The following is a 25062-nucleotide window of genomic DNA, read 5'->3' as shown; positions in this document are numbered from 1 at the left end:
AGACGATGGCCGGACGAGCGGCCGAAGACGCAAGTGACCCCCGATGCCCTCCCGATGCGCAGGGTGCCCACCTGCCCCGGCATCCTGCCCGATCGCGGTCCGGCGCCGGTCTCGCGTGACCTCGATCAACCGCTCACGTGCCCTTCGGGTCCCCGCCCCCTTCGCCGCGTTGGTGGCCGCGGCGGGCGTCGCGGTCGAAGATGCCCAGGATCTCGCAGGGTCCGCCCTCCGCGCCGATCGCGTGCGGCAGCATGGTGGGGAACTCCGCGGCCTGGTTGGTCTCGACGCGGATGCGGCGGTTGCCCAGAAGGAGGACCGCCGCCCCGGACAGGACGACGAACCATTCGCGGCCGGGGTGGGCGCGCAGGCGTGCGGGACTGTCGGGGGGCGGCTCGGTCATGCGCCGTCGCACGACGCTCATACCGGGGTCCGCTTTGACGGGCCAGCGCATCGTGCCGTGCGGCCCGTCGATCGTCGGACTGGAGACGACATCGTCGGTGGCGGTCTCGACGAGCTGGTCGAGGGTCGTGTCCAGGGCACGGGCAAGGGTGACGAGGCTGTCCAGGGCGAGGCGGCGCTGTCCGTTCTCGATGCGGCTGAGTGTGGACTGGCTGAGCTTGGCGCGGGTGGCCAGTTCCTCCAGGGACCAGCCCTGCGCCACGCGCAGCGCGCGGATCCGTTTGCGCACCAGGCTGTCCAGCTCGACGTCGTTTTGCGTCATGAGCAATATGCTATGCCGCTCTCGCATGACGTGATCGCCCTCGCGTGGCACCGGACCGTCACCGGCACCGGACCGGCCGGGGCCTCAGCCAAGGGGACGAGACGACGGCGCGACGGCGCGAGCCACGGCGCGGGGCCGGTGGCGGCGAGCGCGCCCGCCGTCAGGGCCGGACCGTACGATCGGCCTCAGCCAAGACCGGGCGGCGCGGCGCCGTCGCATCGCGCGGCACCGTCGGACCGGCCGTCAGTGGACCGGCCGCCGGCGCGCCGCATCCGCCCGGGCCCGCGCCGGCCGCACTCCCATGACGCGCCGTCAGCCCCGCCCGGCTTCGAGCCACTGCAGGACTTCGGGCGTCACCGGATCGACGATGTCGGCGAACTCGTCGTGCCTCTTCAGGAATTTCGCCACGTACGGACAGACCGGCACGATCCGCTTGCCCGCGCCGCGTACGTCGGTCAGGGCCTCCCGCACGAGATGGGAGGCCAGGCCCTGTCCCGCGAAGGCGTCGTCGATCTTCGTGTGGTAGAAGACCCGCTGTTCGCCGCGGTCACGGTACGCGGTGAAGCCCGCGGCCGCGCCGTCGACGAGGATCTCGTACCGGTGCCTGGCGTCGACCCGCTCGACGGTCGCAGCGGTGGAGGGCTCGGGCATGGTGTGCACCTTTCAGCTGTGCCGCGGATTACCGCGCGGTGTGAGGGTGGCGTTCGGCAGGGCGGGTGCCGGAAGGCGGTCCCCGTCGTACCCCGTGACGGCGCCGAACCGGTCGGACGCGTTCTGCCACGCCTCCCGGGCCCGGACGATGTCCTCGTGGCCGCGGCCGACGAAATTCCACCACATGACGATCCGCTCCTCGAACGGTGTGCCGCCGAGCAGGATCAGCCGGGCGGGCGTTTCCGAGTCGTTCGTCAGCGCCAGCGTATCGAGGCCCGTGGCGGCGAAGCCCAACTCCGCCGGGTTGAGCAGCGCTTCGCCCATCCGGATCCTGCCCTGGTCGACGAGCACCCCGTGCTCGAACCCGGGGTCCACGGGGAGCGTGACGGTGGCGCCCGGCGCAAGGACGACTTCGGCGCCGAGCAGAGGAGTGAAGGTCCGCACCGGGGAGACCGACCCCGCCAGGGAGCCCAGGAAGACGCGGAGTTCGGCCCCGCCGAGCCGGACGGCGTCGGGGGCGTGGCTCTGGAAGTCGCGGGCGGCGTCACGGTGCGCCTCCGGCAGGGCGACCCACAGCTGCACGCCGTGCAGGACGGTGGTCGCGGCGGTCGACACCTCGGAGTGGCTGATGCCGTATCCGCCGGTCATGAGGTTGAGTTCGCCCGGACGCACGAGGGCGTGCGTGCCCAGGCTGTCCCGGTGCTCGATCTCCCCGCTGAACAGCCAGCTCACCGTCTGCAGGCCGGTGTGCGGATGCGGAGCCACGTCCATGGCGCCCGCCCCGGAGACGGCGTCGGGCCCGTAGTGGTCGGCGAAGCACCAGGCCCCGATCAGCGTCCTGGACCGCTGCGGCAGCGTCCGCCGTACGGTCATCGCCCGGGGCCCGCCCAGGGGGACCTCACGTGCGGAGAGAATCTCGACGTGGGGCGCCCCCGGTCCCTTGCGTACGCCGTCGGCCGCTGCCTCGTGCCGGGGTCGGGCGGCCTCGGGCGCGGCCGGACCGGACCCGGCGGGATCGGACGCGGCGTGATCCGCCTCGGTGGTGCTCACCGCGCACCGCCTCCCGTTCCGAAGATGGTTCTATATTCAATGACCATGTCCTGATGATAGGACGCCGGCAGACGGAACGAGCAGGGCCTGCAAGGGCCCGAAGGAGTGCGGGATGAGCGGCACGGCACAGGGCCTCACCGACAGGCGCGTCTTCATCGACAAGCAGAGCCCCGCCGCCTACCACGCCCTGGTCAAGACCGCCGAAGCGGTCCGCGCGGTCGCCGCCGACGCCGGCCTGGACCGGCTGGCCGTGGAACTGATCAACCTGCGCGTGTCGCAGATCAACGGCTGTGCCTACTGCCTCAACGTGCACACCGACGCGGCCTTGCGCGCCGGCGAGAGCACACAGCGCCTGGGGGTGCTGGCGGCCTGGCGGAGCACGGAACTCTTCACCCCACGGGAGCGAGCGGCTCTCGCCCTCGCGGAGTCGACCACCGAACCCGCGGACGTCGCCGCCCAGGAGGCCGCCTACGCCGCCGCGCGCCAGGCGCTCACCGACGACGAGATCTCCGCCGCGATCTGGGTGGCCCTCACCATCAACGCCTTCAACCGCGTCTCGATCATGAGCCGCCATCCGGTGCGCGCGATCCCGCACCAGTGATCCGTGAGCGCCGACCGCGCTTTCCGACGCCTCGGCGCTGGGACGGCGACGGCGCGTCGCCGTCCCAGGACACCCCGCATCGCACGGACCCGTGGCCTGACGGCATCGCGGGACGACAGCCCGCGGTTCGGGACGCGCCGGGGAGACGTGGCGGGGACACGCGGCGGGGAGACGCGGTGGCTCAGGCTCAGGCGCCCTTCCCCGCGAGTGCCACCAGGATCGCCATGGCCCGGGACGCACTCTCCCGCGGCACGAAGAGGTGGTCGTGGTGGAAACCCGCGACCACGTTGCAGCTCAGGCCGGCGGCGGCGAGTTCGCCCGCGACCGCGGCGGTCAGGCCGACGGCCGCCAGGTCGGAGTGGACGCGCAGGGTGATCCAGCCGGCCACGTAGTCGTACGGCAGGCCGGCGGCGTCGGCGTCGGCCTGCCGCAGCACCAGGGTGAGGCCCTCCTCCTCGGCGACCGTGACGGCCGGCACGACGCCGGGCGGTACGTCGCCGTGGGCCACGGTGGTGAACACGTAGCGGCCCGGGTCCAGCCGGGGGCTCATGCCGTTCAGCAGTTTTCGCAGATCGCTCTCGCCCGTCACGTCCGCAAGCCTACGTACCGCCGGCCGCGCCCCTGATCGCGGTGCCAGGACGGGGGCTGCGCCGTCCGGAGGCGACCGGCGCGCGAGCGCCCCGCGGATCCGCCGGGCGCGCTGACCGGCCCGTACGGGCGATCGCGCGTCCCTGCCGGGACGCCCCCTCGGCCGCCGGACACCACCACCGCACCGGCCCAAGCCGTCAAGGACCCTCGCTGTCCCCGGCCCCGGCCACACGCACCCGTCGTCTCACGCGCGGCGTGTGGCAAACCTCACCTCGAACGTAGCAGCGGGCACTGATGACCTGTTCCTTCGACTACGCGACTCCCTCGGCCGGTTCGGCCAGGTTGCGCGGTGCGACATGGTCGGGCAAGGATTCTTGCCTTGTGAGCCAACACTTCGATGTCCTCGTTCTGGGAGCGGGCCCCGGCGGTTACACCGCCGCGGTGCGCAGCGCGCAACTCGGCCTCTCCACCGCGGTGGTCGAGGAACGGTACTGGGGAGGCGTCTGCCTCAACGTGGGCTGCATCCCCTCCAAGGCCCTCCTGCGCAACGCCGAGATGGTGCAGTTCGTCACCAACGAAGCCGAGGCGTACGGGATCTCCACGGGCGGTGAGGTCTCCGTGGACTACGGGCCCGCCTACCGGCGCAGCCGCAAAGTGGCGGACGGCCGGGTCAGGGGCGTCCACTACCTGATGAAGAAGAACTCCATCACCCAGTTCGACGGGCGCGGCACCTTCACCGACGACCACAGCCTGACGGTGACCTACGCCGACCAGCGCACCGAGACGGTGACCTTCGACCACTGCATCATCGCGTCCGGCGCGACGCCCCGGCTGCTCCCGGGCACCAGCCTCTCGCAGCGCGTGGTCACGTACGAGAGCCAGATCCTCAGCGAGACCCTGCCGGAGAGCATCGTCATCGCGGGTGCGGGTGCGATCGGTGTGGAGTTCGCCTACGTGCTGCGCAGTTACGGTGTGGCCGTGACCATCGTGGAGTTCCTCGACCGCGTGGTCCCCCTGGAGGACGAGGAGATCTCCAAGGAGCTCGCCAAGCACTACCGGCGCCTCGGCATCGAGGTCCTCACGGGTACCGCGGTCGAGAGCATCGACGACTCGGGCCCCCGTGTCCGTGTCACCGTCAGCAAGAACGGCGAACGCCGGACGCTGGAGACCGACAAGGTGCTCCAGGCCATCGGCTTCGCGCCGAACGTCCAGGGCTTCGGCCTGGAGAACGCCGGGGTCCGCCTCACCCAGCGCGGTGCCATCGACGTCGACGGACGCTGCCGCACCAACGTGCCGCACCTCTTCGCGATCGGGGATGTCACCGCGAAACTGATGCTGGCGCACGCCGCGGAGTCCATGGGCGTCGTCGCGGCCGAGACCATCGCCGGCGCGGAGACCATGGAACTGGACTACACCATGATCCCGCGCGCCACCTACTGCCAGCCGCAGATCGCCAGCTTCGGATGGACGGAGGCCCAGGCACGCGAGCGCGGGTTCGACGTACGGGTGGCCACGTTCCCCTTCAGTGCCAACGGGAAGGCCAACGGCCTCGGGCAGGCGTTCGGCTTCGTGAAGATCATCAGCGACGGCACCCACGGAGAACTGCTCGGTGGCCACCTGATCGGGCCCGAGGTCACCGAGCTCCTGCCGGAACTGACGCTGGCGCAGCAGTGGGACCTGACCGTCCACGAGGTCGCCCGCAACGTCCACGCGCATCCCACGCTCGGCGAGGCGGTCAAGGAGGCGATCCACGGCCTGGCCGGACACATGATCAACATGTAGGAGCGGAAGCGGACGGGCGGCGGGACCGGACCGTACGGACCGGTTCGTCACGGAGCGCGGTCACCAGGAGCCGCCGCCCTCGCCGCCGACTCCCCCACCGGAGTCGGAGCTCCCGCCACCCGACGATCCGGAACCGCCGCTCGTGGTGCAGGTGGTGGAGGTGAGTGAGGCCGTGACGATCAGGGCGAGGGCGGGCTCCGGCCCGGACACACCGAGGTCGCGGCCTCGCCGCCGGGGACGCGTCGACGCGGGCGTCCGTGCCGAGTCGTCCGCCGCCTTCGACCATCGCTCCGCCTCGCCCAGCGCGACGGCCCCCGCCGTACGCGGTTCCCGTTGCCCCGTGTCCCGCGGTCCGCTGTCGGCGGGCGAGGCGGAGCAGGCATCCGATGCGGGCGGGGCGTCCGGAGCCGGCGATGCCGGATCGCGCCGGGAGGCTTCCGTCCGCGCCCGGAACTCCGCCCCCCACTCCGTGCGGACGCGCGGTTCCCACGCGCGCACCGCCATCGCCAGGCCCACCCCCGTGAGACGCCGCCCAGGTGAAAGAGCGTCAGCCTGGCGCGACGCCGGTCCCCGATTGCCGACCCGCCGCTCCCCCGGCCCCGCGTGCCCGCACAGTGCTGGGCGCACGCGGCCGGGGGGAACAGCCGGCACGGCGGACGGGAGGCCGGAGGTCAGTCCCCTTCTCCCGTCAGACGCAGTGTGTCCAGGTACACGCCGGGTTCGGTGAACACCAGGTACAGGGACCGCTGCCGGGCCGCGCCAGGTGCCGCCGCCAGCCGGGCCGACACCGTACGGAAGTCCTGGAGCCCACCGGTCGGGCCGAAGGCCACGGTGGCGAGGAGCGGGCCGTCCGGTGCGTCGGCGTGCACGCGCACGGCGGGCTCGCGGACCTCCGCCCACGCGGCGGTCGTGGTGGCGACCCGCAGCTCGATGCCGCGTGCCGCGCTCAGATCCACCCGGGTGAATCCGATGTGGTCGCCGGCCTGCCGCGAGCCCACCGAGTGGTATCCGCCGCGCCGCCGGAAGGTGTTCTCCTTGGACACCTCCCAGTGTGTGACACCGGGGCTGCTGACCGTGTAGTACTCCCACGCGTTGTGCGCGGGGCCGGTCAGGTCGAGCGTGCCGATGGTGTGTCCCGTGAGCCGCACCGTCGCGCGCAGCCGGATGTCGTCGAAGGACGCCCCGACCATCACCTCGTAGTGTCCGCTCTCGACGACGGTGGCCCCGCCGGCGGGGTCCCACACCGCCAGGTCCCGGGGATCCACCTCGATGGCCACCCGCCGTGTCTCACCGGGCCGCAGGGTCTTGACCCGCTCGAAGCCGACCAGTTGCCCGCGAGGCACGTTCGTCCCGTAGGCCGAGTCCAGGGAGCGGGCGTACACCTGCACCACCTCGTCGCTCGTGACGCGGCCGGTGTTCGTCAGCCGCAGGGCGACGCTCAGGAGCCGGTCGGCGGAGGAGGAGCGGGGAACGGACAGGTCCCCGTAGCGGAAGGCCGTGTAGGTCAGGCCGTGGCCGAAGGCGTAGGTGTGCGGAGCCTTCGAGTAGCGGTATGTCAGCCCCGCCGCGAGCTGGTCGTACTGCAGCATGTCGACGGTGTACTGCGGCTCGTGACTGTCCGCGTCGGCGAGCATCCGCGGGAGCGAGGACTCGTCGCGCAGCCAGGTGGAGCTGAGCCTGCCCGCCGGCGCGTACCGGCCGAACAGCACGTCGGCCAGGGCGGTCCCCGCCGCCTGTCCGGCATGCGAGGTGTACAGGACCGCCCCGACGTTCGGGTCGTCCTCGATGTCCTGGACCGCGTAGGGGTAGCTGCTGACGATCACCACCACCGTGCGGCCGGGGCGCGCCGCGGCGGTGGCGTGCACCAGCGCCTTCTGCCGGGGCGCCAGCGCGAGGCCCGGCCGGTCCTGGCTCTCGCGCGCGTTGACCCGGACGTTGTTGCCGACGACCACGACGGCGTAGTCGGCCGACCTGGCGAGTTCCGCCGCCCGTCCGGGCCCGCTTTCGAGGACGGCTTCGGTGAACTCGGCGGTCGCACGCAGGCCGGCGGTACCGTCGCGGTAGTCGTCGTGGCCGAGCACCGGCGCCAGCGGGTGGGGCGCGTCGGGAGCCGCCTGGACGTAACGGCCGGTGGGGAACTGCCGGTAGAACTGGTCGTTCTCGATGTAGTCCACTCCGTAGAGGGACCGGGTGCCGTTGGCATTGCTCCGGTAGTGGAAATTCGTGTTGGTGTTCCACTGCGTGTCGCTGTCCGGCATGGTCGCGGTGGAGGTGCGCAGCCGGGTGGCGTCGTTCACCACGTCCTGGTCGGTGTCGACGTAGGCACCGGTCGCGACGCTGCGGAAGAAGTGCTGGTCGTAGCCCCAGTCGTAGATCCGGAAGGCCTGCTCGGGGCCGATCTGCCCGGCGCCGTCCGGCAGTTCGTAGCCGCCCTCGATCTCCTGTTCCGAGGGTGCGAAACCCGCCGTCATCTGGGCGTCGCCGCTCGCCGCGGTGACGTAGGTGCCGTATGCGCGGGACCGCCAGGCGACGACGTCGGTACCCGGCGTGAACACGACTGCGTGGGAACCCAGTTCGGCGGTGAGGCCCTGGAGCGGGGTGACCCTGCGGTCATCGGGCGGCGCGGGGCTGTAGTAGTCGCGCAGGTTGACGTCGGCCAGGGGCCCCACCAGCGCGACGCGACGCGCCTTCGCGGGGTCGAGGGGCAGCAGGCCGTGCGGGTTCTTGAGCAGGACCATCTGCTCGCGGGCCGCCCGCAGCGCCAGTTCCCTGCTGCTCGCACGCTCCTGCGGCTGGTCGTCGGGCGGCACCGTCCGCACGGTGTACGGGCAGGCGTCGCCGTCCAGCGCGCCGCTGCGTATCTGGTAGGCGAGCCAGTCCCGTACGACCCGGTCCACCTCGTCCATCGACGCGCCCAGCACCCCGCGCGCGACCGCGTCGCGGGCGGCGTCGTCCGGGTGGAAGTCCGCGCCGTTGCCGTCCGAGAAGTTCGACATCCCGGCGTGCAGGAGCAGCGCCCCGGTGGTGGCGCGGTGGGTGGCCTCGTCCGAGGGATCGGGGCTGAGTGCCGCGGTGTACGAGACGTCGGCGCCGTCCGGCACGGTGAGCGGGAAGACGTACGGGGCGCCCTTGGTGGTGTGGACGTTGAACTCGTCCCAGGCGTCCGAGACGAACATGAAGCTGCCCGGTGCCCAATCGTCCCGCACGGTGCGCAGGAGCGGGTTCATGTTGCCGGGGACGCCGTTGACGAGGTTGTAGGAGACCATCGCGCCGAGCACCGCGCCGGCGGTGATCGGCATGCGGTAGCTGACGAGGTTGAACTCGTGCAGGGCCCGCGCGCTCATGCTGCTGCTCGAACGGGCTCTGTTCCATTCGTGGTTGTAGGCGAAGAAGTGCTTCATCTCGGGCTTGGCCAGGACGTAGAGCGGGTGGCGGCCCTTGATGCCGAAGCCGTACGCGGTGCCGAGCGTCCCGGCGAGGAACGGATCCTCGCCGTAGCCCTCCTCGTAGCGGCCGGCGAGGGGGTTCGAGCGCACGTCGGCCACCGGTGCCCAGGCGCGCAGGTTCGCCGGGTTCCTCGACCGGACCTCGAAGCCCACCACCTGCCCCATGGCCTCGACGAGTTCGGTGTCCCAGGTCGAGCCGAAGCCGATGGCCTGCGGGAACATCGTCGCCTCTGCGACCTGTCCGGACCCGTGCAGCCCCTCGACCCCCGCGCTGGAACGCGCGGGCAGGTGGTAGCCGTCGGCCAGGGTCAGGGCGGGCAGTCCCGTCAGGCACAGGAGCTTCTGCTCGTCGGTGAGTTCCGCGAGCAGCGCGTCCACCCTGCGATCGAGCGGCAGTGAGGTGTCGAGGTAGTCGGCGACGGCCTGTTCGGCCGCGGCCCTCTGCGCCGCGCCCGCGGTGGGTGCGGGCAGCCCGAAGGCGATGACGCCGGTGCCCGCCGCGAGGACGCCGAGCAGCGTCCTGCGGCTGACCGGGTGGTCGGAGCGATCCGGTTCGGCGTGCGGATTCCGGTTCATTTCGTTGTCCTTCACGGGGGAGAAATGAGGGTTCCGAGCTGTACGCACCGGTACGGCGCGGGGTGGCGGGCCTGCCCGGCCGGGCCGTTCAGCTCCACTCGACGGCGAGGCGCCGGGTGCCGGCCGGGCAGGTGTGCAGCGCGCCGAGCGGGTCCGCCGTGGCGTCGCCCCCGGCCGCGGCACCGACGAGCAGGAGCCGCCACGGCAGCGCGCTGTCCGTCTCGACGGTGACTGTGCCGCCGGTGCGCCGCACCGTGAAGACCGCGGCTGGAGAGCCGTCGCGGGCCGGGACCGAGGTGACGGTCCCGGAGCCGTCGGCCGGCCGGTGCACGCGCAGTGTCACCCCGTCGCACCAGTCGTACGCCGGGTGCTCGTCCCGGGCGCCGAAGGGGATGACGGAGCCCGGCCGGGCGAGCAGCGGCAGTGTGTCGAAGCCGTGGGTCTCGCGCTGCCAGCCGGGACCGGTGACCTCCCGCCCGGTCAGGATGTCGGTCCAGGTGCCGGCCGGTACGTAGTACTCCACCGTGCCGCTCTCGTCGAACACGGGCGCCACCAGCAGGTCGTCACCGAGCATGTACTGGCGGTCCAGCGTCCGGCAGGCGGGGTCCTCGGGGAACTCCAGCAGCATCGCGCGCATCGTCGGTGTGCCGCTCTCCCGCGCCTGCACGGCCGCCCCGTACAGGTACGGCATGAGACGGTGCTTGAGCCGTGTGAAGGCGCGGGTGACCGCGACGGCCTCCTCGCCGTACTCCCAGGGCACCCGGTACGACGTGGAGCCGTGCAGCCTGCTGTGGGAGGAGAGCAGCCCGAACTGGACCCACCGTTTGAACACCGCCGGCGTCGGTGTGCCCTCGAAGCCGCCGATGTCGTGGCTCCAGAAGCCGAACCCGGACAGTCCGAGTGAGAGGCCGCCGCGGAGGGACTCCGCCATCGCCTCGAACGTCGACTCGCAGTCACCGCCCCAGTGCACGGGAAGACGCTGTCCGCCCACGGTGGTCGAGCGCGCGAACACCACCGCCTCACCCTCGCCACGTACCTCGCGCAGCAGGTCGAAGACGGTCTCGTTGTACAGCTGCGTGTAGTGGTTGTGCATGCGCTCGGGGTCGGAGCCGTCGTGCCAGGACACGTCGAGGGGGACGCGCTCGCCGAAGTCCGTCTTGAAGCAGTCCACGCCCTGGTCGAGCAGGACCCTCAGCTTGTCCGCGTACCACGCCCGGGCCGCGGGATTGGTGAAGTCCACCAGGGCCATGCCGGCCTGCCACTTGTCCCACTGCCAGACGCCGCCGTCCGGGCGCCGCAGCAGGTAGCCGTGTGCCATGCCCTCCTCGAACAGTGCGGACCGCTGGGCAATGTACGGATTGATCCACACGCAGACCCGCAGACCCCGGTCCTTCAGCCGGGCGAGCATGCCGTCGGGATCGGGGAACACCTCGGGGTTCCAGACGAAGTCGCTCCAGTGGTAGGCGCGCATCCAGAAGCAGTCGAAGTGGAACACACTCAACGGGATTCCGGCGTCGGTCATCCCGTCCACGAAACGGCCGACGGTGGCCTCGTCGTAGTCCGTCGTGAAGGACGTCGACAGCCACAGGCCGAAGGACCAGTCCGGCGGCAGCGCGGGCCGGCCGGTCAGGGACGTGTAGCGGGCCAGCACCTCCTTGGGCGTGGGGCCGTGGACGACGAAGAACTCCAGGGTCTGGTCCTCGACGCTGAACTGGACCTGCCCCACGGCCTCGGAACCCACCTCGTAGGAGACCAGGCCCGGGTGGTTGACGAAGACGCCGTAGCCCCGGTCGGTGAGGTGGAACGGGATGTTCTTGTACGCCTGTTCACTGCTCGTCCCGCCGTCGGCCTGCCAGATGTCGACGCTCTGGCCGTTCTTGGCGAACGGCGTGAAGCGCTCACCGAGCCCGTACACCGTCTCCCCCACGGCGAGCGCGTGCCGGGCCACCATGAAGTGGCGTCCTTCGGCGTCCGTGACGAATCCCGCGCCACGCGCGCCGAGCGAGGTCAGGACGCGTCCGCCGGCCGCGAAGTCGAGCCGCCACGGGCCTTGCGTGTCGACGGTCAACGACAGCTCCCCCGAGTCCAGGTGGAGCAGCGAACCGTCCCGTCGGGTCTTCGCGTGATCGCCCTCCTCCTGTACGGACAGGGCGAACTCCGGGCCGGCGGAGGGCGCCCCGGCGTGGTGGGTCAGGCGCACGCCGATCACGCCTTCCGCCGGCGACCAGCAATCCACGCTCAACAGCGGGGCGTTGAGGGTGGCGCCCCGGTGTCCGACCGGGCCGACGGGGGCGTACAGGGTGAAGCGGTCGTCGGCGACGACGGCGTCCGCCACGGAGGCCGCGTGGTGGGCGCTCACCCCGGGGCGCATCATCCAGTAGCCGTCGGTGAACTTCATCGGTGCTCCTGTCCGGTGTTACTTGACGGATCCGCCGGTGATCCCGGCCGCGACGTACTTCTGGGCGAGGATCAGCAGGATCGCGGCGGGTACGGCGGAGACGACGGCCGTCGCCATCACGGCGCCCCAGTCGCTGACGTGTGCGCCGATGTACTCGTACATGCTCAAAGTGATGGGCTTGACGGCGTCGGTGGTGTTGAGGGTCAGGGCGAACATGAAGTCCGACCAGGCGAAGAGGAAGGTGAACAGCCCCGCCGTGAGGAGGGCGTTGCGGCTCATGGGGAGCACGATCCGGACGAACGAGGTGAACGTGTTCGCGCCGTCGACGAGCGACGCCTCCACCACCTCGCGCGGGATCGAGACCATGAAGGCCCGCAGCAGGACGAGCGAGAAGGGCAGGCCCAGCGAGGCGTCCGCGAGGATCAGCCCCAGGAGCGAGTTGGTGAGGTGCAGGTCGACGTAGGCGCTGTAGAGGGCGTTGGCGACGACGATGCCCGGCACCATCTGCGTGATGAGTGTGCCGAAGACGATGGACCGGCCGCCGCGCAGGGAGAACCGGGCGAGTCCGTAGGCCGCGGGTGCGGCCAGGGCCAGGCACACCACGACGGCGCCCAGGGCGACGACGAGGCTGGTGACGAGGGAGCCGCCCTGGCTGTCCAGTGCGCGGCGGAAGTTGGCGAGGCCCGCCTGGACGGGGAACCAGTCGGTCGAGGCCAGGCTCTCGCCGGGCTGCAGCGCGATGTTGACCATCCAGTACAGCGGGAAGAGCAGCACGATCAGGATGGCGACGGCGATCACGGTGTTCGTGGCGCGTCGCGCCGTCGACGAGGACCTCACGGCGCTCACCTTCCCCGGCCGAAGTCGGCCCTGTTGGCACGCAGGTAGAACACGGCGAAGACCGCGCTCACCGCGATGAGTACGTTCCCCACCACCGCTCCCTGCCCGAAGTCGAGTTGCTGGAAAGAAAGTTGATAGGTGACGGTGCCCAGTGTCTGGGTGGCGTCCGCGGGGCCGCCCGCCGTCAGGGCGAGGATCAGGTCGAGGATCTTCACCGTGGACATGAAGCCGAGGACGAGCACCACCGTGACCACCGGCCGCAGCAGCGGCAGTGTCACACTCCGGAAGGTCCGCCAGGCGCCGGCGCCGTCGAGGGCCACCGCCTCGTACACGTCCCGGGGTATCTCCTGCAGCCCGCCGTAGAGGATCACCATGTTGAACGGGATGCCGATCCACACGTTCACCAGGACGGCGGAGAGCAGTGCCACTCCCGGGCTGCTGAGCCAGGGCACCGGCGCGGAGGTGAGGTGCAGGTCCGCGAGGAGGCTGTTGACGACCCCGCTGTCCTGGTCGAGCAGCTTGCGCCAGACGATGGAGGTGACCACCATCGGCACCAGCCACGGCAGCAGCAGGAGGGCGCGCGCGAGGCCTGACAGGCGGAAGCGGCGGGAGAAGAACACCGCGAGGGCGAGGCCGATCACGAACTGCCCGAGCAGGGAACCGACGGTGAACAGGAGTGTGTGCCACAGCGAGTGGGCGAACAGCGGGTTCGAGAACACCGCGCGCCAGTTGTCCAGCCCGTTGAACGGCGAGCGCCCGGTGAAGTAGGTGCTCGGTGTGTAGTGCTGGAAGCTCATCACGATGTTGCGTACGAGCGGGTAGCCGAAGAAGGCCAGCATGTAGAGGACGGCGGGCGCGACGAAGCACCAGCGCGCGAGGCCTGCCCTTCGCCTGCGGGCGGCGGAGGCCCGCGGGCTGGACGGGGCGGCGGTGAGCGCGCCTGTGGTGGCGGTGACGGTCATGTCGAAGATCTCCTCACTCGCCGGCCGCGGCCCGGGTCTGGGCCTGCCGCAGTGCCGCCTGCGGCCCCGCGCCGCCGGTCAGTACGGACTGGAAGGCGCCGGCCAGCGCGTCCGAGACGACGGGCCAGTTCGCACCGACCCGGTCGGTGCGCGACCTGGCGGTGGCGACCTCGTCCGCGAACGCGGCCAGCTTCGGGTTCTGCTTCTTGTACTGCGCGGACGCCGCCGTGAGCGTGGGTACGTTGTTGACGGACTCGCCCCATGCCACCTGGTTGTGCTGCTCGTTGAGACAGTTGATGATCTTCGCGGCGGTTCGCTGCCGGCCCTTGTCCTTGGTCTGCGGGATCGTCATCACCGTGCCGCCGATGGGGGGCACCGGGGGTTCGCCGGCGTGCGGCACCGGGATCGTCGCGACGGCCCAGTGCAGGTCCTTGTGGGCGCTGAGCACCGGGACCTGCCACGGGCCGTTCACCATCATGGCCGCCCTGCCGGCGATGAACTGGTCGTTGACGTCCTGCTGGTTCCAGGTGACCACCGCGCTGGAGGCGGCCTTCTCGGACACCAGGTCCTTCCACAGCTGGAGGGCGGGCGCACCCTTGCCGTCGTCCAGGTGTGCCTCGTCCCCGCCGGCCGACCAGAAGAACGGCAGGAACTGGTAGACGCCGTCGGCGTCGGGCGTCGCGCTGAACGCCATGCCGAATGTCGATCCATGGGTGAGTTTCTTGGCCGTCTGCTTCAACTCGTCCCAGGTCCTGGGCGGTCGCAGGCCCGCTTTGTGGAGCAGATCCGTGTTGTAGATCAGGGCCAGGGAGTTGACCGCTCGTGCCACTCCGTACTGCGTGCCCCGGTAACTGCCCATGGTGACCGCGCTGCCCGACATGCCCGATACATCGACCCCCGCCTGCCGTACGGGGACGAGTCCGCCGGTCCCCGCGAACTGCGGCACCTCGGAACCGTCCAGTTCGAGGATGTCCGTCAGCGAGTGGGAGGAGGCCATCCTCAGGGCCTTGGAGCTGACCTGGTCGGCCGGCACGCTCGTCTGGCGCACCCGGACGCCGAGGGGTTTGGCGCAGCGGTCGAAGTACGCCTGTTCCTGCTGGTGTTCCAGGCTGTCGGTGGCGGAGTTGAGCACCGTGATGGTGCCCGGGTCGGGGACACTCGCGCATCCCGTGAGCGCGGACGCCGCCAGCGCGGCGGCGGACATCGCGACCGCCGCCCGGCGGCGACGGCGGATCAAAAGCATGGTCGGGGCTCTCCGTTCGGTCTGCGACTCGGTGAGAACGCGGAGGTCACCCGGGGAAGCGGACCATCATCGAATCGATTCGACTGGGGCGACGCGGTGATGCTAGGCGCTGGCGGGGACCCCGACAAGACTCCGGTACGAAACCCGGGGTCCCACTCCCGGCACGCCGGCACCGGACGGCGTGGACGCCATGAAGTGCCGCGTGCCGCGTGGGCCCGTACACCGGGCGGTACGCGGACGCGGTGGGCATGACGCGCCACGAGAGGGAAAGAGCCACCCGCCGAACGGGCGCATCGGGGCGGCCGGTCGGCGGCGCAGGCACAGCGGTACGGGCCGGGCGCGCGACGGCACGCGCGCGGCGCCGCGCGCCGGTACCTGCGCGGCGGATCGGCCTCAGCGGTGCCTGCGCCGCCCCGGGAATCAGCCGGGCGGCAGCAGGCCCGGCCCGGATCCTGGCAGCAGGACCGGTGGGATCAGCAGGTGCCCCACGGACGCGGCGAGCAGCCGTGCGTCCGGCTCCCCGGTGCCCGCGTGCGGTGTCCGCAGCGCCTCGGCCGCCGCCACCGCGAGCCGCGTGACCTCGGCGGCCAGCGTCGCCACCGGCAGTTCGACCCGGGGCAGCACACTGCTGGGCGGGTCCCCCGGCAGCGTGCCGACGACCACCATCGTCAGGTCCTCGGGCACCCGCAGCCCCGTCGCCGCGTACATCGACGTCAGGATGTGGTGGTGGGCCGAGGGGTGCTGCACCACCAGAGCGGTCGGCCGCCGCTCGGTGGCGTGACGCGCGAACAGCTCGCGCAGCAGCGCCGCCATCCGGGCCGGGTCGTCCACGGCATGAGCCACCTCGACGGCGCAGCCCGTCCCCGCCGCCCCCTGCCGCGCTCCCGCGATACCGCGCAGCGCGTAACTGCGGCGGGAGTCCACCTCGCGCCGGGCGGGGGCCAGGTACACCATCTGCCGGTGCCCCGCCGCAGCCAGGGCGCGTACGGTCATCGCCGCCGCCTCGGCCCAGTCGAGGTCCGTCCACGGCAGTGCGTCCTCGTCGGCGGGCCTACCGATCAGGGCGGCGGGGAAGGCCACTTCGCGGACGACGTCGATACGGGCGTCCTCCATGTCCACGGCCATCAGCACCGCCGCGTCCGCGAGGCCGCTCAGCGCCACCCGGCGAAGCCCCTCGGCCTTGTCCTGGCTGGTGGTCAGCAGCAGGTCGTACCCGAGGACGTGGGCGGCGTCGCTCAGTTCGATGGCGAACCTGCCGTCCACGGCGTGCAGGCCGCCGGCGGCGCGCGGCAGCGCGAGCGCGATCACGCTGGTGCGGCTGCTGCGCAGCGTCCTGGCGCTGGCGCGCGGGTGATAGCCGAGGCCGTCGATGGCCTCGCGCACCCGGCGCCGCGTCTCCTCGGAGATCGAACGCGAGCCGTTCAACACGTACGAGACGGTGCTCGGAGCGACCCCCGCGCGCTGGGCGACGTCCCTGATGGTGGCCATCTTCGAGCCCTTCCACGACACGTGCGGCCATCGTATCCAACGGGCGGGCCGGCTCCCCGCCCCGCGGCCGGCACCGGCTCCCGGTTCCCCCCTCGCGCGACGCGGGGGCGCGCGTCTCCTCGGCCCCTTCGGGCAGGGGAACCGCCGGACCAGGACCTGACCTGCCCTGCCCTGCCCAGGGACCCCTGCCGCTGCCCGTGCCCCTGGACCCCGGCACCGGTCCCGGGGACACGGCATGCGACAAATATCAACGGTTTCCATCAGGGCTACCGGAGACCGTCGGCGGCCTGCCCGGGGCAGCAAGAGCGAACGCACCACTTGTTGTTGGAGCAACGATCTCCGGTGGAGCCCCGGAGGGCGCGGGCCACTCACCGGACACCGGGCTGCCCACCAGGCGCGACGCGCCGCTCGGCCCGCGCGGGGACACCGGCGCGGGCCCGCCTCGCGCGCACGACGGGACCGTCGCGGCTCCGACAGCCACTGCGCGACCCTTGACCCCTCGCGGTACGACGGTGGCAGAATCCCCGGTGCTTGGTGGACTTTGTTCATTGCTGGTCAGTTCTCAAGGCCCCTCGGGCCGTCAGCCAGGACGCCCTGTCCCGGGGCGCCGGCGTGTGCACGTATCGACGAGAAGGGCCCCACTATGCCCGTCAACCGCAGGTCGTTCCTGATCGCCGGAGCGGCCGGAGCCGCGGTTCCCGCCCTCCCCGGCCTCACCGGGACAGCGAGCGCCCAGTCGGACCCGGAACACACCCGCCCCGCGGGGTCCGCGATCCCCAGAACCGTCGACCTCGCGGACGGGTGGCGTTTCGCCCTCGTCAACCCCGCCGGGATCACCGACCCCACCGGCGCCTACGCGGACGCGGCCACCCCCGGCTTCGACGATTCGCGCTGGCGCACGGTCCACGTACCGCACGACTGGAGCATCGAGCAGACGCCGAGCACCGCGAACGGGACGTCGGGCGGCACCGGTTATCTGCCGGGTGGCCTCGGCTGGTACCGCAGATCGTTCACCCTGCCGGCCGCCGTCGGTGGCCGCCGCGTCTCCGTCGAGTTCGACGGCGTCTACATGGACAGCTACGTCTACTGCAACGGAACGCTGGTGGGCAACCACCCTTACGGCTACACCGGTTTCGCCTTCGACATCACCGACCTGCTGCACACGGACGGCCGCACGCCGAACGTGATCGCGGTGGAGGTCCGCAACCAGCTCCCCAGCAGTCGCTGGTACTCGGGCAGCGGCATCTACCGGGCAGCCCGGCTGGTCATCACCGACCCGGTGCATGTGGCCCGCCACGGCACGTACGTGACCACGCCGGACCTCGCCGACACGGTGAAGCCCGGCCACGGCAACGGCTACGCCACCGTCCACGCCCGGATCGGCGTCGTCAACGAGAGCGCGGCCCCGGTCGCCGCCACCGTGGTCCACACCGTCAGGGACCGCGACAACCGCAAGGTCGCGCAGGCCAGTTCACCGCTGGCGCTGGCGGTCACGGCCGGCGCCCAGCAGGTCGCGGTGGAGATACGGGTGGACCGGCCCGACCTCTGGTCCCACGCGACCCCGCAGAACCGCTACACGCTGCAGAGCGACGTCCGGGTCCACGGGGAGACGGTGGACACCGTCACCACCACCTTCGGCCTGCGCTACATCACCCTCGACGCGGAACACGGACTGACCGTCAACGGGGAGTACGCCAAGATCCAGGGGGTCGACCTCCACCACGACCAGGGCGCGCTCGGTTCCGCGATCCACTACGACGCGGTGCTGCGCCAGATGTCCATCATGAAGTCCATGGGCGTCAACGCCTTCCGGACCTCGCACAACCCGCCCTCGCCGGAGATGATCCGCGTCTGCGAGGAACTGGGCATCGTCATGATGGTCGAGGCCTTCGACTGCTGGCACAACGGCAAGAACACCTACGACTACGGCCGCTTCTTCGACGCCAACAGCGCCCTGGACATCGCGGAGATGGTGAACGCCGCCCGCAACTCGCCCGCGGTGATGATGTGGTCGATCGGCAACGAGATCCCCGACTCCACCAGCACCGCGGGTCTGGCCATGGCCGACGGGCTGATCACCGCGATCCGCGCCCTCGACACCAGCCGCCCGATCGTCATCGGCTCCGACAAGTACCGGTCGCTGCCCGCCGTCGGCTCACCCGCCGACCTGATGCTCGCCAAACTCGACGGCCTCGGACTGAACTACAACACCGCGGCCTCGGTGGACGCTCTGCACGCCCGCTACCCGCACCTGTTCCTCTTCGAGTCCGAGTCGTCCTCGGAGACCTCGACGCGCGGCGCCTACCAGGAGCCCGAGCACCTCAACACGGGGGAGAACTACACCCCGGGCAAGCGCGCCGCCTCGTCCTACGACAACAACCTCGCGTCGTGGACCATGAGTGGCGAGTACGGTCTGAAGAAGGACCGTGACCGGGCCTTCTTCGCGGGCGAGTTCCTCTGGTCGGGCACGGACTACATCGGCGAACCGACCCCGTACGGCGTCTTCCCGGTGAAGGCGTCCTTCTTCGGCGCGGTCGACACGGCCGGCTTCCCGAAGGACATGTACCACCTCTTCCGGAGCCAGTGGACCTCCGAGCCGATGGTGCACCTGCTGCCCATGGACTGGACGGACCACAAGCCGGGCGAGACGGTCCAGGTGTGGGCGTACGCCAACGTGGACACGGTCGAGCTCTACCTCAACGGTCGTTCGCTCGGTGTGCGCCGCTTCGACACCAAGAAGACCCTGGACGGGCGGACGTACCTGGAGACCACCGAGGCGAGCGGTGACGACAAGACGGTCACCACCGGCCGCTTCCCCGGCAGTTACACGAGCCCCAACGGCAGCGCGGGCAAGCTGCACCTGACCTGGGACGTGCCGTTTCGCAGCGGGGAGCTGAAGGCGGTGGCCCGCAAGAACGGCAGGACCGTGGCGACCGACGTCCTGCGCACTGCCGGCGAACCGAGCACCATCCGGCTCACGCCCGACCGCACCTCCGCGGTCGCGGACGGCGACGCGCTCGTCTACTTCACCGCCGAGGTGATCGACTCCCATGGCGTCGTGGTACCCGGCGCCGACCACCTGATCACCTTCGCGGCATCGGGCGGCTCACTGGCCGGCCTCGACAACGGACAGCAGGAGAGCGCCGAGCGGTACCAGGCCACCACCCGGACGGCCTTCCACGGCAAGGCCCTCGCGATCGTCCGCTCGGGCACCAGCGCGGGCCGCCTCACCGTGACCGCGAGCGCGCCCGGCCTGCACACCGCCTCCGCGTCGGTGCGCACCACCCGCGCGTCCGGCGCGGTGGCCGCCACCGCCCCGGTCCGGTTCGCGCCCGGTCCCGGCCCGGACGCGCCGGTCTACCCGGTCGCCGACGCGAGCTACTCCGGCGCGAACACCTCACTCCCGGCGGCGATGGTCGACGGCAACCCGGCCACCGGGTGGTCGAACGCCTTCAACAAGAGCGCGACGGCACTGCTGCCCGCCTTCAACGGCGCCCGCCCCGGGGACTGGGTCTCCGTCACCTGGGAGACCGCCGGGAACGTGCGGGGGCTCTCCGTCAACTTCACCGTGGACGGCACGCACGCGCTCCCGGCCACCCTGGCGGTCTCCTACTGGGACGGCGACCGGTGGTCCCCCGTGAAGCACCCCGCGATCACCTGGGCGACCGGCAGCGACGCCCCGACCGTCGTCACCTTCACGCCCGTCCGCACCGTGAGCGTGCGCCTGGACCTGACCAGCGCGGCTCCCGGGACGGCCTCGGGCGCGCAGCGCATCTCCGGTTTCACCCTCGACCGGGGCTGATCACGCCCGCTGTGCCCCGGCCGGTGCGTTCCGGCCGGGGCACGGCTGCCTCAGGGCCCGGAGCCCGACGTCCCGGGGGTCCCATGTCCGGGGTTTCCGGGGGTCCGCTGTCCGGGGTCCCGGGGTCCGCTGCCCCGGGGGTCCCGTCCCGGACCGGCACCGGACGACGACCGTCCGGCCAGGCGATCTTGGGCATCATTTTCCATATATTCCATTTATCACTTTCGGGTCCGCGAAGGAGCAAGATGTAGGCAGGAGCTGGAATCGACGGAGGCGTGCCATGACACAGACCCGTTACACGCAGGACCGCGGTCTGACCGCCCGCATGGTGACCTCCATGTTCCTGATCGGCCTGCTGTACGTGGTCCTCGTCGGCGTCCTGCTGGTCGTGCTCGGAAAGTTCTGGCCGATCATCCTGATCCTCGCCGCGGGGCTCTTCGTCGCCCAGTTCTGGTTCAGCGACAAGATCGCGGCCTTCGGCATGGGGGCGCACCAGGTCACCCCGGAACAGGCCCCCGAGCTGCACGGCGCCGTCGACCGGATCTGCGCGCTGGCCGACATGCCCAAACCCAAGGTGGCCATCGCGCGGAGCGACATACCGAACGCCTTCGCCACCGGCCGCAGCGAACGCAGCGCCCTGGTCTGCGCCACCACCGGCCTGCTGCGCCGGCTGGAGCCGGAGGAACTGGAAGGCGTCCTCGCGCACGAGATGTCCCACGTCGCCCACCGCGACGTCGCCGTGATGACCATCGCCTCCTTCCTGGGCGTACTCGCGGGCGTGGTCACGCGGATCGCCCTCTTCAGTGGACTGTCGAGGAGCGCGCGGAGCGCCGGGCCCGCGGGAATCGCGATCCTGCTGATCCCGCTGGCAAGCGCGCTGGTGTACGTGATCGGATTCCTGCTGACACGGCTGCTCTCCCGGTACCGCGAGCTCTCCGCGGACCGCGCCGCCGCGCAGCTGACCGGCCGGCCTTCGGCGCTCGCCTCCGCACTGACCAAGGTGAGCGGGCAGATGGCGCGCATCCCGACGCAGGACCTGCGGCGGGCCGAACCGTACAACGCCTTCTACTTCGTGCCGGCCTTCGCCTCGAAGCAGAGCCTCGGCCGACTGTTCTCCTCGCACCCGACGCTGGAGCAGCGGCTGGAGCAGCTGGCGCGCATCTCGGCCGAACTCGGCCGCCCGTGAGCGCGGACGGCCGCCCGCCCCGGGTCCCGGCTCAGGTCCCGGTCCGGGGCCCGGGGACCTGCGGCCCTGCCCCGGGCGGCGCGAGCCGTACCGTGGCGCGTTCGCCCGGGGACCCCCGTCCTGGCCGCCGCGCCGTCCCACGCGTTCCGCCCGCCTCTCGCAGGGAGGAGGTGGCCCGGTGGGCCTCCTCGACAGCATCCTCGGCCGGAGCAAGCCGGTCCGCCCGGATCTCGATCAGCTCTTCGCCGTCCCCTCCGCCTCGCTGACCCTCCGGGCCGGCGCCGGCTACACGCCCACCGGTCTCGGTTCGGTCTGCTTCGCGGGGGTCGAGGGCGGTGGCTTCGCCCGGATCAGGCAGGACGTCCAGGAACTGCTGGACACCGACGCGGGTCCTGGCAGCGTCCCGGTGGAGTTCACCGAGGACTCGTTCGGCTACACCTGGCTGCTCGCACGGCAGCCGCCCGACGACACGGCGGCCCTGGTCAACGACCTGCACGCTGTCAACACCCTCCTGCAGGACGGCGGGTTCGGCCCTCATCTGCTCTGCTCGCTGCTCGGTTTCCGGGACACCGAGGACCGGCCCCTCGCGCTCGTCTATCTCTACAAGCGCGGCAGCTTCTACCCGTTCGCACCCCTGCCCGGCGCTCCGGGCAAGCGGGACAACCAGCGGGAACTCCAGGTCAGGGCGATCCTCGGGGACGACCTCCGGATCGAGCCGGATCTCGCGCGCTGGTTCCCGGTCTGGGGCGCGCCGGGTCTGTGAGCCCGGCGCGGCGCCGACCTCGGCAGCGGGGCGACCACGGCCGGCGGAGGTGCCGGGGGCCGGCGGAGGTGCCGGGGGCCGGCGGAGGTGCCGGGGGCCGGCGGCCGGTGGCTCTCATAAATCGAACACACGTATCATTCGCCTATGGCCGACGACTTCCCCGCAAACCTGCTCGGACGCCGCGACGAGCTGTCGCGCGGCGGCGTGTCGCACGCGCCGTCGTACAGGCGGGTGTTCGTCGCGCCCTCGGCGCTCACGGCGGCCCGCCCGGGGGACGGCACACGCCTCGCATCCCCGTCCCGGCCGTCTCTCGCCGGTTCTCCCCGCCGGGAACCGGTCCGTGCGAGTACGGTGCGCCACGCCCCGCGGGCCCGCCGGCCGGGCCGCCCCCTTGCCGGTCCGTGCCCGTGAGCGGGTCCGAACCGGCGATGCCGTCGCGGCTGGAACTCCTGCGGTTCCTGCGCCGCTACCTGCTCAACGAACTCGCGCGCGTCGACGGATGGATCCAGCAGGAGACGCTCCGTGACGAAGGCAGGCGCGGCGCACACCTGCGCGCCACGCGGGCGGCCGAGCGCCCCTGGTGGCTCCACCACGAGGACGGGAAGCCCGTACGTCTGCACGCCTCGGGCTGTTTCTTCATCTCCCGCCACGACACCGGAGGCGCCTGCACACGCCGCGAGGCGCTCGAAGCCCTGGCTCAGGGAGCGGAGGCCTGCAGCGGATGCCGGCCCGACACCGACCTCGGGGTCGAGTGAGGCTCCCCGGCCCCGGGCCGGGTCGCGGGCGTGCACGGGCGCGAACCCCGGCCCGCCGGCCTCCCGGACGGGCCGCGCCCTGCCGCCGGCCGGCGCCCGGGTGGCGGACGGATCCGCCTCTCAGCCGCCGGCCGTCGCCGGGCCGAGGTCTCCGCTCAGGTAGTACTCCCCCAGGACGCGGAGAGCGTGACCGGCGGGGACGCGTCCCACCAGGGTCCGCAGGTCCCGCCAGAACCGGTCGAGTCCTTCCGCCTCCCCCAGCCCCAGGACCCCTTCGCCGGTGCGCAGAGCCGCCGGGACCGTGACGGCTTCCGCCGCCGCCACGAGGACGGCGGTGCCCGTACGGCGTTCCTCGTCGAGCTTTCGCCCCTCACGGAGGGAATCGGCAAGCGCGGTGGTGGCCCGGTCCACGACGGCCGAGGCGCTGTGCAGGTCGAGCGCGAGCGAGCCGAAGGCGAGCAGTACGTCCCCGTCCGTCGCGGCGAGCGGACCGCCGGGATCCTCGACGGCCCGCAGGCGGCGTGCCTCCGCGCGGCTCAGGTCCCCTGCCTCCGCCAACGCCCCCTCGGCGATGCCGAGCGCCACGTGCGTCAGCATGAGCCGCAGGGCCGCGGAGGCGAGCATCGTGAACGGCGGCGCCACGTCCTCGTCGGTCCAGAACGGGCCGAGTACGGCCTCCGCGTCCGTCGCGACCTCGTCGAAGTGGACGGTTCCCGCGTCGGTGAGGCGCTGGCCGAGCCGGTCGTGCGCCGCCTCGCGCAGGATGCCCGCGTCCCCGGGTGCCACGCACACGACGAGCGGTTCGCCCGTGTCGTCCGCGGTGGCGTTGAGGACGAGCCGGTCGGCCAGGGTCACCGCCGAGGCCACGGTGCGGCTGCCCCGCAGGACGCCGCCGCCGCCCCGGCGGGCGGCCCGTATGAGGGAGGGTCCGGTGCCGGTGTCCCGGGCGAAGGCATGCGGGCGCGTCGTTCCGGTGTCACCCGCCCACAGCCACTGCTCCTTGCGTGCGTCGGCCTCCCACTCGGCCGCGCGCTCCGGGCCCGCGAAGAAACGGGCGCTCCACGAGAGCACGTAGTGACGGCCCAGGAGTTCGCCCATCGACCCGTCCGCGGCGGCGATGCGACGTACGACGGCGCAGGCCGTCCGCCAACCCATCCCGAAGCCCCGGGCGTCCGGGGGCGCCAGCGCTGCCAGGAGACCCGATTCGCGGACGCGCACCATCTCGTCGTACGGGGGCTTGCCCGCGCGGTCCCTCTCCACGGCGTCGACAGCGAGGTCGTCCGCCAGCTCACGGCCGACGCGCAGCCAGAAGTCGTCGGCGCCGCCCATGGTCTCGCCACTCTCCGCCGTGTCCCCGGGGCGCCGCTCGATCGCGCTGCTCACCGTCCCACCACTTCCCCACTATTCCTATCTGAATAGTAGGGAATATGCGCCACGGATACCGTACCGTGCAAGGCCTGTCCGCCCATCAGACACCCGTCGAAGGGCCGCGCCGTACGTACCGGGGCCCATGTACGGAATAATGGCGTCATGCGGATCTCGGCCAAGGCGGACTACGCGGTGCGGGCCGCCCTCCAGCTCGCGGCCGCCCCCGACGGCGATTCGCTGAAGGCGGAGACCATCGCGGACGCCCAGCAGATCCCGCACAAGTTCCTCGAAGCCATCCTGAACGACATGCGCAGGGGCGGCCTCGTGCTGAGCCAGCGCGGGGCGAACGGGGGCTACCGCCTGGCCGCCGCCCCGGACACGATCAGCATCGCGGACGTCATCCGCATGGTGGACGGGCCACTCGTCTCCGTGCAGGGCGTCCGGCCTCCCGACCTGTCGTACACGGGAGCGGCCGACTCGCTGCTGCCCCTGTGGATCGCCCTGCGGGCCGGCGTCCGCCAGATCCTCGACGGCGTCACGCTTCACGACGTCGTTTCTGGCCGGCTCCCGGCCGACGTGCTGGCCCTGACCGACGCCCCCGCGGCGTGGGCCAACCCCTGAGGCCACGCCCCCGCGGCGTGGGCGAACCCTGAGGCGTTCCGTCCGGATGACCGGGCCGGGCGACCCGCTCTCGTTCCCCACCGACCGCCCCGGACGCGGAGGGCAGTGACCGCGCGCCCGCCGGGCCGGCCGCGTCCGGGTGAGCCCCGACGCACGGCGGCCGTACTTCGCCCGCCGACGTCCTCACGGCCGTCCGCCCAGCGGGGTCCCCAGGACGAACAGGA

Annotated in this window: 19 protein-coding genes; 7 read left to right on the top strand and 12 right to left on the bottom strand. The window is 71.9% G+C overall.

The genetic code is table 11. From position 1 onward, the window contains the following. Positions 1–133: 133 nt before the first annotated feature. From OG310_RS33110 to OG310_RS33100, 3 genes are all read right to left on the bottom strand, one after another. Positions 134–721, bottom strand: a complete 588-nt coding sequence (locus OG310_RS33110; protein WP_329459531.1) for a helix-turn-helix transcriptional regulator — start codon at positions 719–721, stop codon at positions 134–136. Positions 722–1033: 312 nt separating this feature from the next. Then, a complete protein-coding gene (locus OG310_RS33105) occupies positions 1034–1372 on the bottom strand; it encodes a GNAT family N-acetyltransferase (RefSeq protein ID WP_329459530.1) in 339 nt (112 codons plus the stop codon). 12 nt (positions 1373–1384) lie between these two features. After that, a complete protein-coding gene (locus tag OG310_RS33100) occupies positions 1385–2287 on the bottom strand; it encodes a pirin family protein (RefSeq protein ID WP_329460497.1) in 903 nt (300 codons plus the stop codon). A 247-nt stretch (positions 2288–2534) separates the two neighbouring features. On the opposite strand from OG310_RS33100, the gene OG310_RS33095 reads away from it, so the two are divergent. Beyond that, the gene (locus OG310_RS33095; RefSeq protein WP_329459529.1) at positions 2535–3023 is read left to right on the top strand and encodes a carboxymuconolactone decarboxylase family protein; all 489 of its coding nucleotides are present in this window, start codon (positions 2535–2537) and stop codon (positions 3021–3023) included. A gap of 187 nt (positions 3024–3210) precedes the next feature. On the opposite strand, the gene OG310_RS33090 is transcribed toward OG310_RS33095, so the two are convergent. Further along, entirely contained in the window at positions 3211–3612 is a 402-nt protein-coding gene (locus tag OG310_RS33090) for an ACT domain-containing protein (RefSeq protein WP_329459528.1), read from the bottom strand. 380 nt (positions 3613–3992) lie between these two features. Here OG310_RS33090 and lpdA point away from each other — a divergent pair, with 380 nt between their 5' ends. Continuing rightward, positions 3993–5393 (top strand): dihydrolipoyl dehydrogenase, encoded by a 1401-nt coding sequence (gene lpdA, locus OG310_RS33085; protein ID WP_329459527.1) that lies wholly within the window; start codon positions 3993–3995, stop codon positions 5391–5393. A gap of 60 nt (positions 5394–5453) precedes the next feature. On the opposite strand, the gene OG310_RS33080 is transcribed toward lpdA, so the two are convergent. The 7 genes from OG310_RS33080 to OG310_RS33050 form a co-directional block, all read right to left on the bottom strand. Continuing rightward, positions 5454–5897, bottom strand: a complete 444-nt coding sequence (locus OG310_RS33080; RefSeq protein WP_329459526.1) for a hypothetical protein — start codon at positions 5895–5897, stop codon at positions 5454–5456. A gap of 167 nt (positions 5898–6064) precedes the next feature. After that, a complete protein-coding gene (locus OG310_RS33075) occupies positions 6065–9415 on the bottom strand; it encodes a glycoside hydrolase family 3 C-terminal domain-containing protein (RefSeq protein ID WP_329459525.1) in 3351 nt (1116 codons plus the stop codon). Positions 9416–9503: 88 nt separating this feature from the next. Next, positions 9504–11813: an alpha-xylosidase gene (gene yicI / locus OG310_RS33070; protein ID WP_329459524.1), complete on the bottom strand. Its 2310-nt coding sequence runs from the start codon at positions 11811–11813 to the stop codon at positions 9504–9506. Positions 11814–11831: 18 nt separating this feature from the next. Next, the gene (locus OG310_RS33065; RefSeq protein ID WP_443078917.1) at positions 11832–12563 is read right to left on the bottom strand and encodes a carbohydrate ABC transporter permease; all 732 of its coding nucleotides are present in this window, start codon (positions 12561–12563) and stop codon (positions 11832–11834) included. A 92-nt stretch (positions 12564–12655) separates the two neighbouring features. Next, positions 12656–13612 carry a carbohydrate ABC transporter permease gene (locus tag OG310_RS33060; protein WP_329459522.1) on the bottom strand — a complete coding sequence of 319 codons (957 nt, stop codon included), beginning with the start codon at positions 13610–13612 and terminating at the stop codon, positions 12656–12658. A 13-nt stretch (positions 13613–13625) separates the two neighbouring features. After that, positions 13626–14855 (bottom strand): extracellular solute-binding protein, encoded by a 1230-nt coding sequence (locus OG310_RS33055; RefSeq protein ID WP_329459521.1) that lies wholly within the window; start codon positions 14853–14855, stop codon positions 13626–13628. A gap of 420 nt (positions 14856–15275) precedes the next feature. After that, complete coding sequence (locus OG310_RS33050; protein ID WP_329459520.1) at positions 15276–16364, bottom strand: LacI family DNA-binding transcriptional regulator; 1089 nt, start codon at positions 16362–16364, stop codon at positions 15276–15278. 622 nt (positions 16365–16986) lie between these two features. Between OG310_RS33050 and OG310_RS33045 the strand changes: the two genes are divergently transcribed. From OG310_RS33045 to OG310_RS33030, 4 genes are all read left to right on the top strand, one after another. Next, positions 16987–20145, top strand: coding sequence for a glycoside hydrolase family 2 TIM barrel-domain containing protein (locus OG310_RS33045; RefSeq protein WP_329459519.1), 3159 nt, complete (start codon positions 16987–16989; stop codon positions 20143–20145). A gap of 280 nt (positions 20146–20425) precedes the next feature. Then, complete coding sequence (htpX, locus tag OG310_RS33040; RefSeq protein WP_329459518.1) at positions 20426–21331, top strand: zinc metalloprotease HtpX; 906 nt, start codon at positions 20426–20428, stop codon at positions 21329–21331. 178 nt (positions 21332–21509) lie between these two features. Beyond that, a complete protein-coding gene (gene pspAB, locus OG310_RS33035) occupies positions 21510–22094 on the top strand; it encodes a PspA-associated protein PspAB (protein WP_329459517.1) in 585 nt (194 codons plus the stop codon). A gap of 407 nt (positions 22095–22501) precedes the next feature. After that, a complete protein-coding gene (locus tag OG310_RS33030; protein WP_329459516.1) occupies positions 22502–22849 on the top strand; it encodes a DUF6233 domain-containing protein in 348 nt (115 codons plus the stop codon). A gap of 120 nt (positions 22850–22969) precedes the next feature. Here the strand turns inward: OG310_RS33030 and OG310_RS33025 are convergent, their stop codons facing one another. Further along, positions 22970–24232 carry an acyl-CoA dehydrogenase family protein gene (locus OG310_RS33025; RefSeq protein WP_329459515.1) on the bottom strand — a complete coding sequence of 421 codons (1263 nt, stop codon included), beginning with the start codon at positions 24230–24232 and terminating at the stop codon, positions 22970–22972. A gap of 147 nt (positions 24233–24379) precedes the next feature. On the opposite strand from OG310_RS33025, the gene OG310_RS33020 reads away from it, so the two are divergent. Next, a complete protein-coding gene (locus OG310_RS33020; protein WP_329459514.1) occupies positions 24380–24838 on the top strand; it encodes an RrF2 family transcriptional regulator in 459 nt (152 codons plus the stop codon). Positions 24839–25062 lie beyond the last annotated feature (224 nt).

The organism is Streptomyces sp. NBC_01497 (genome assembly GCF_036250695.1).
GTDB lineage: Bacteria > Actinomycetota > Actinomycetes > Streptomycetales > Streptomycetaceae > Streptomyces.
Note: the sequence above shows the minus strand (reverse complement) of the source record. Positions and strands in the feature narration are given on the sequence as shown.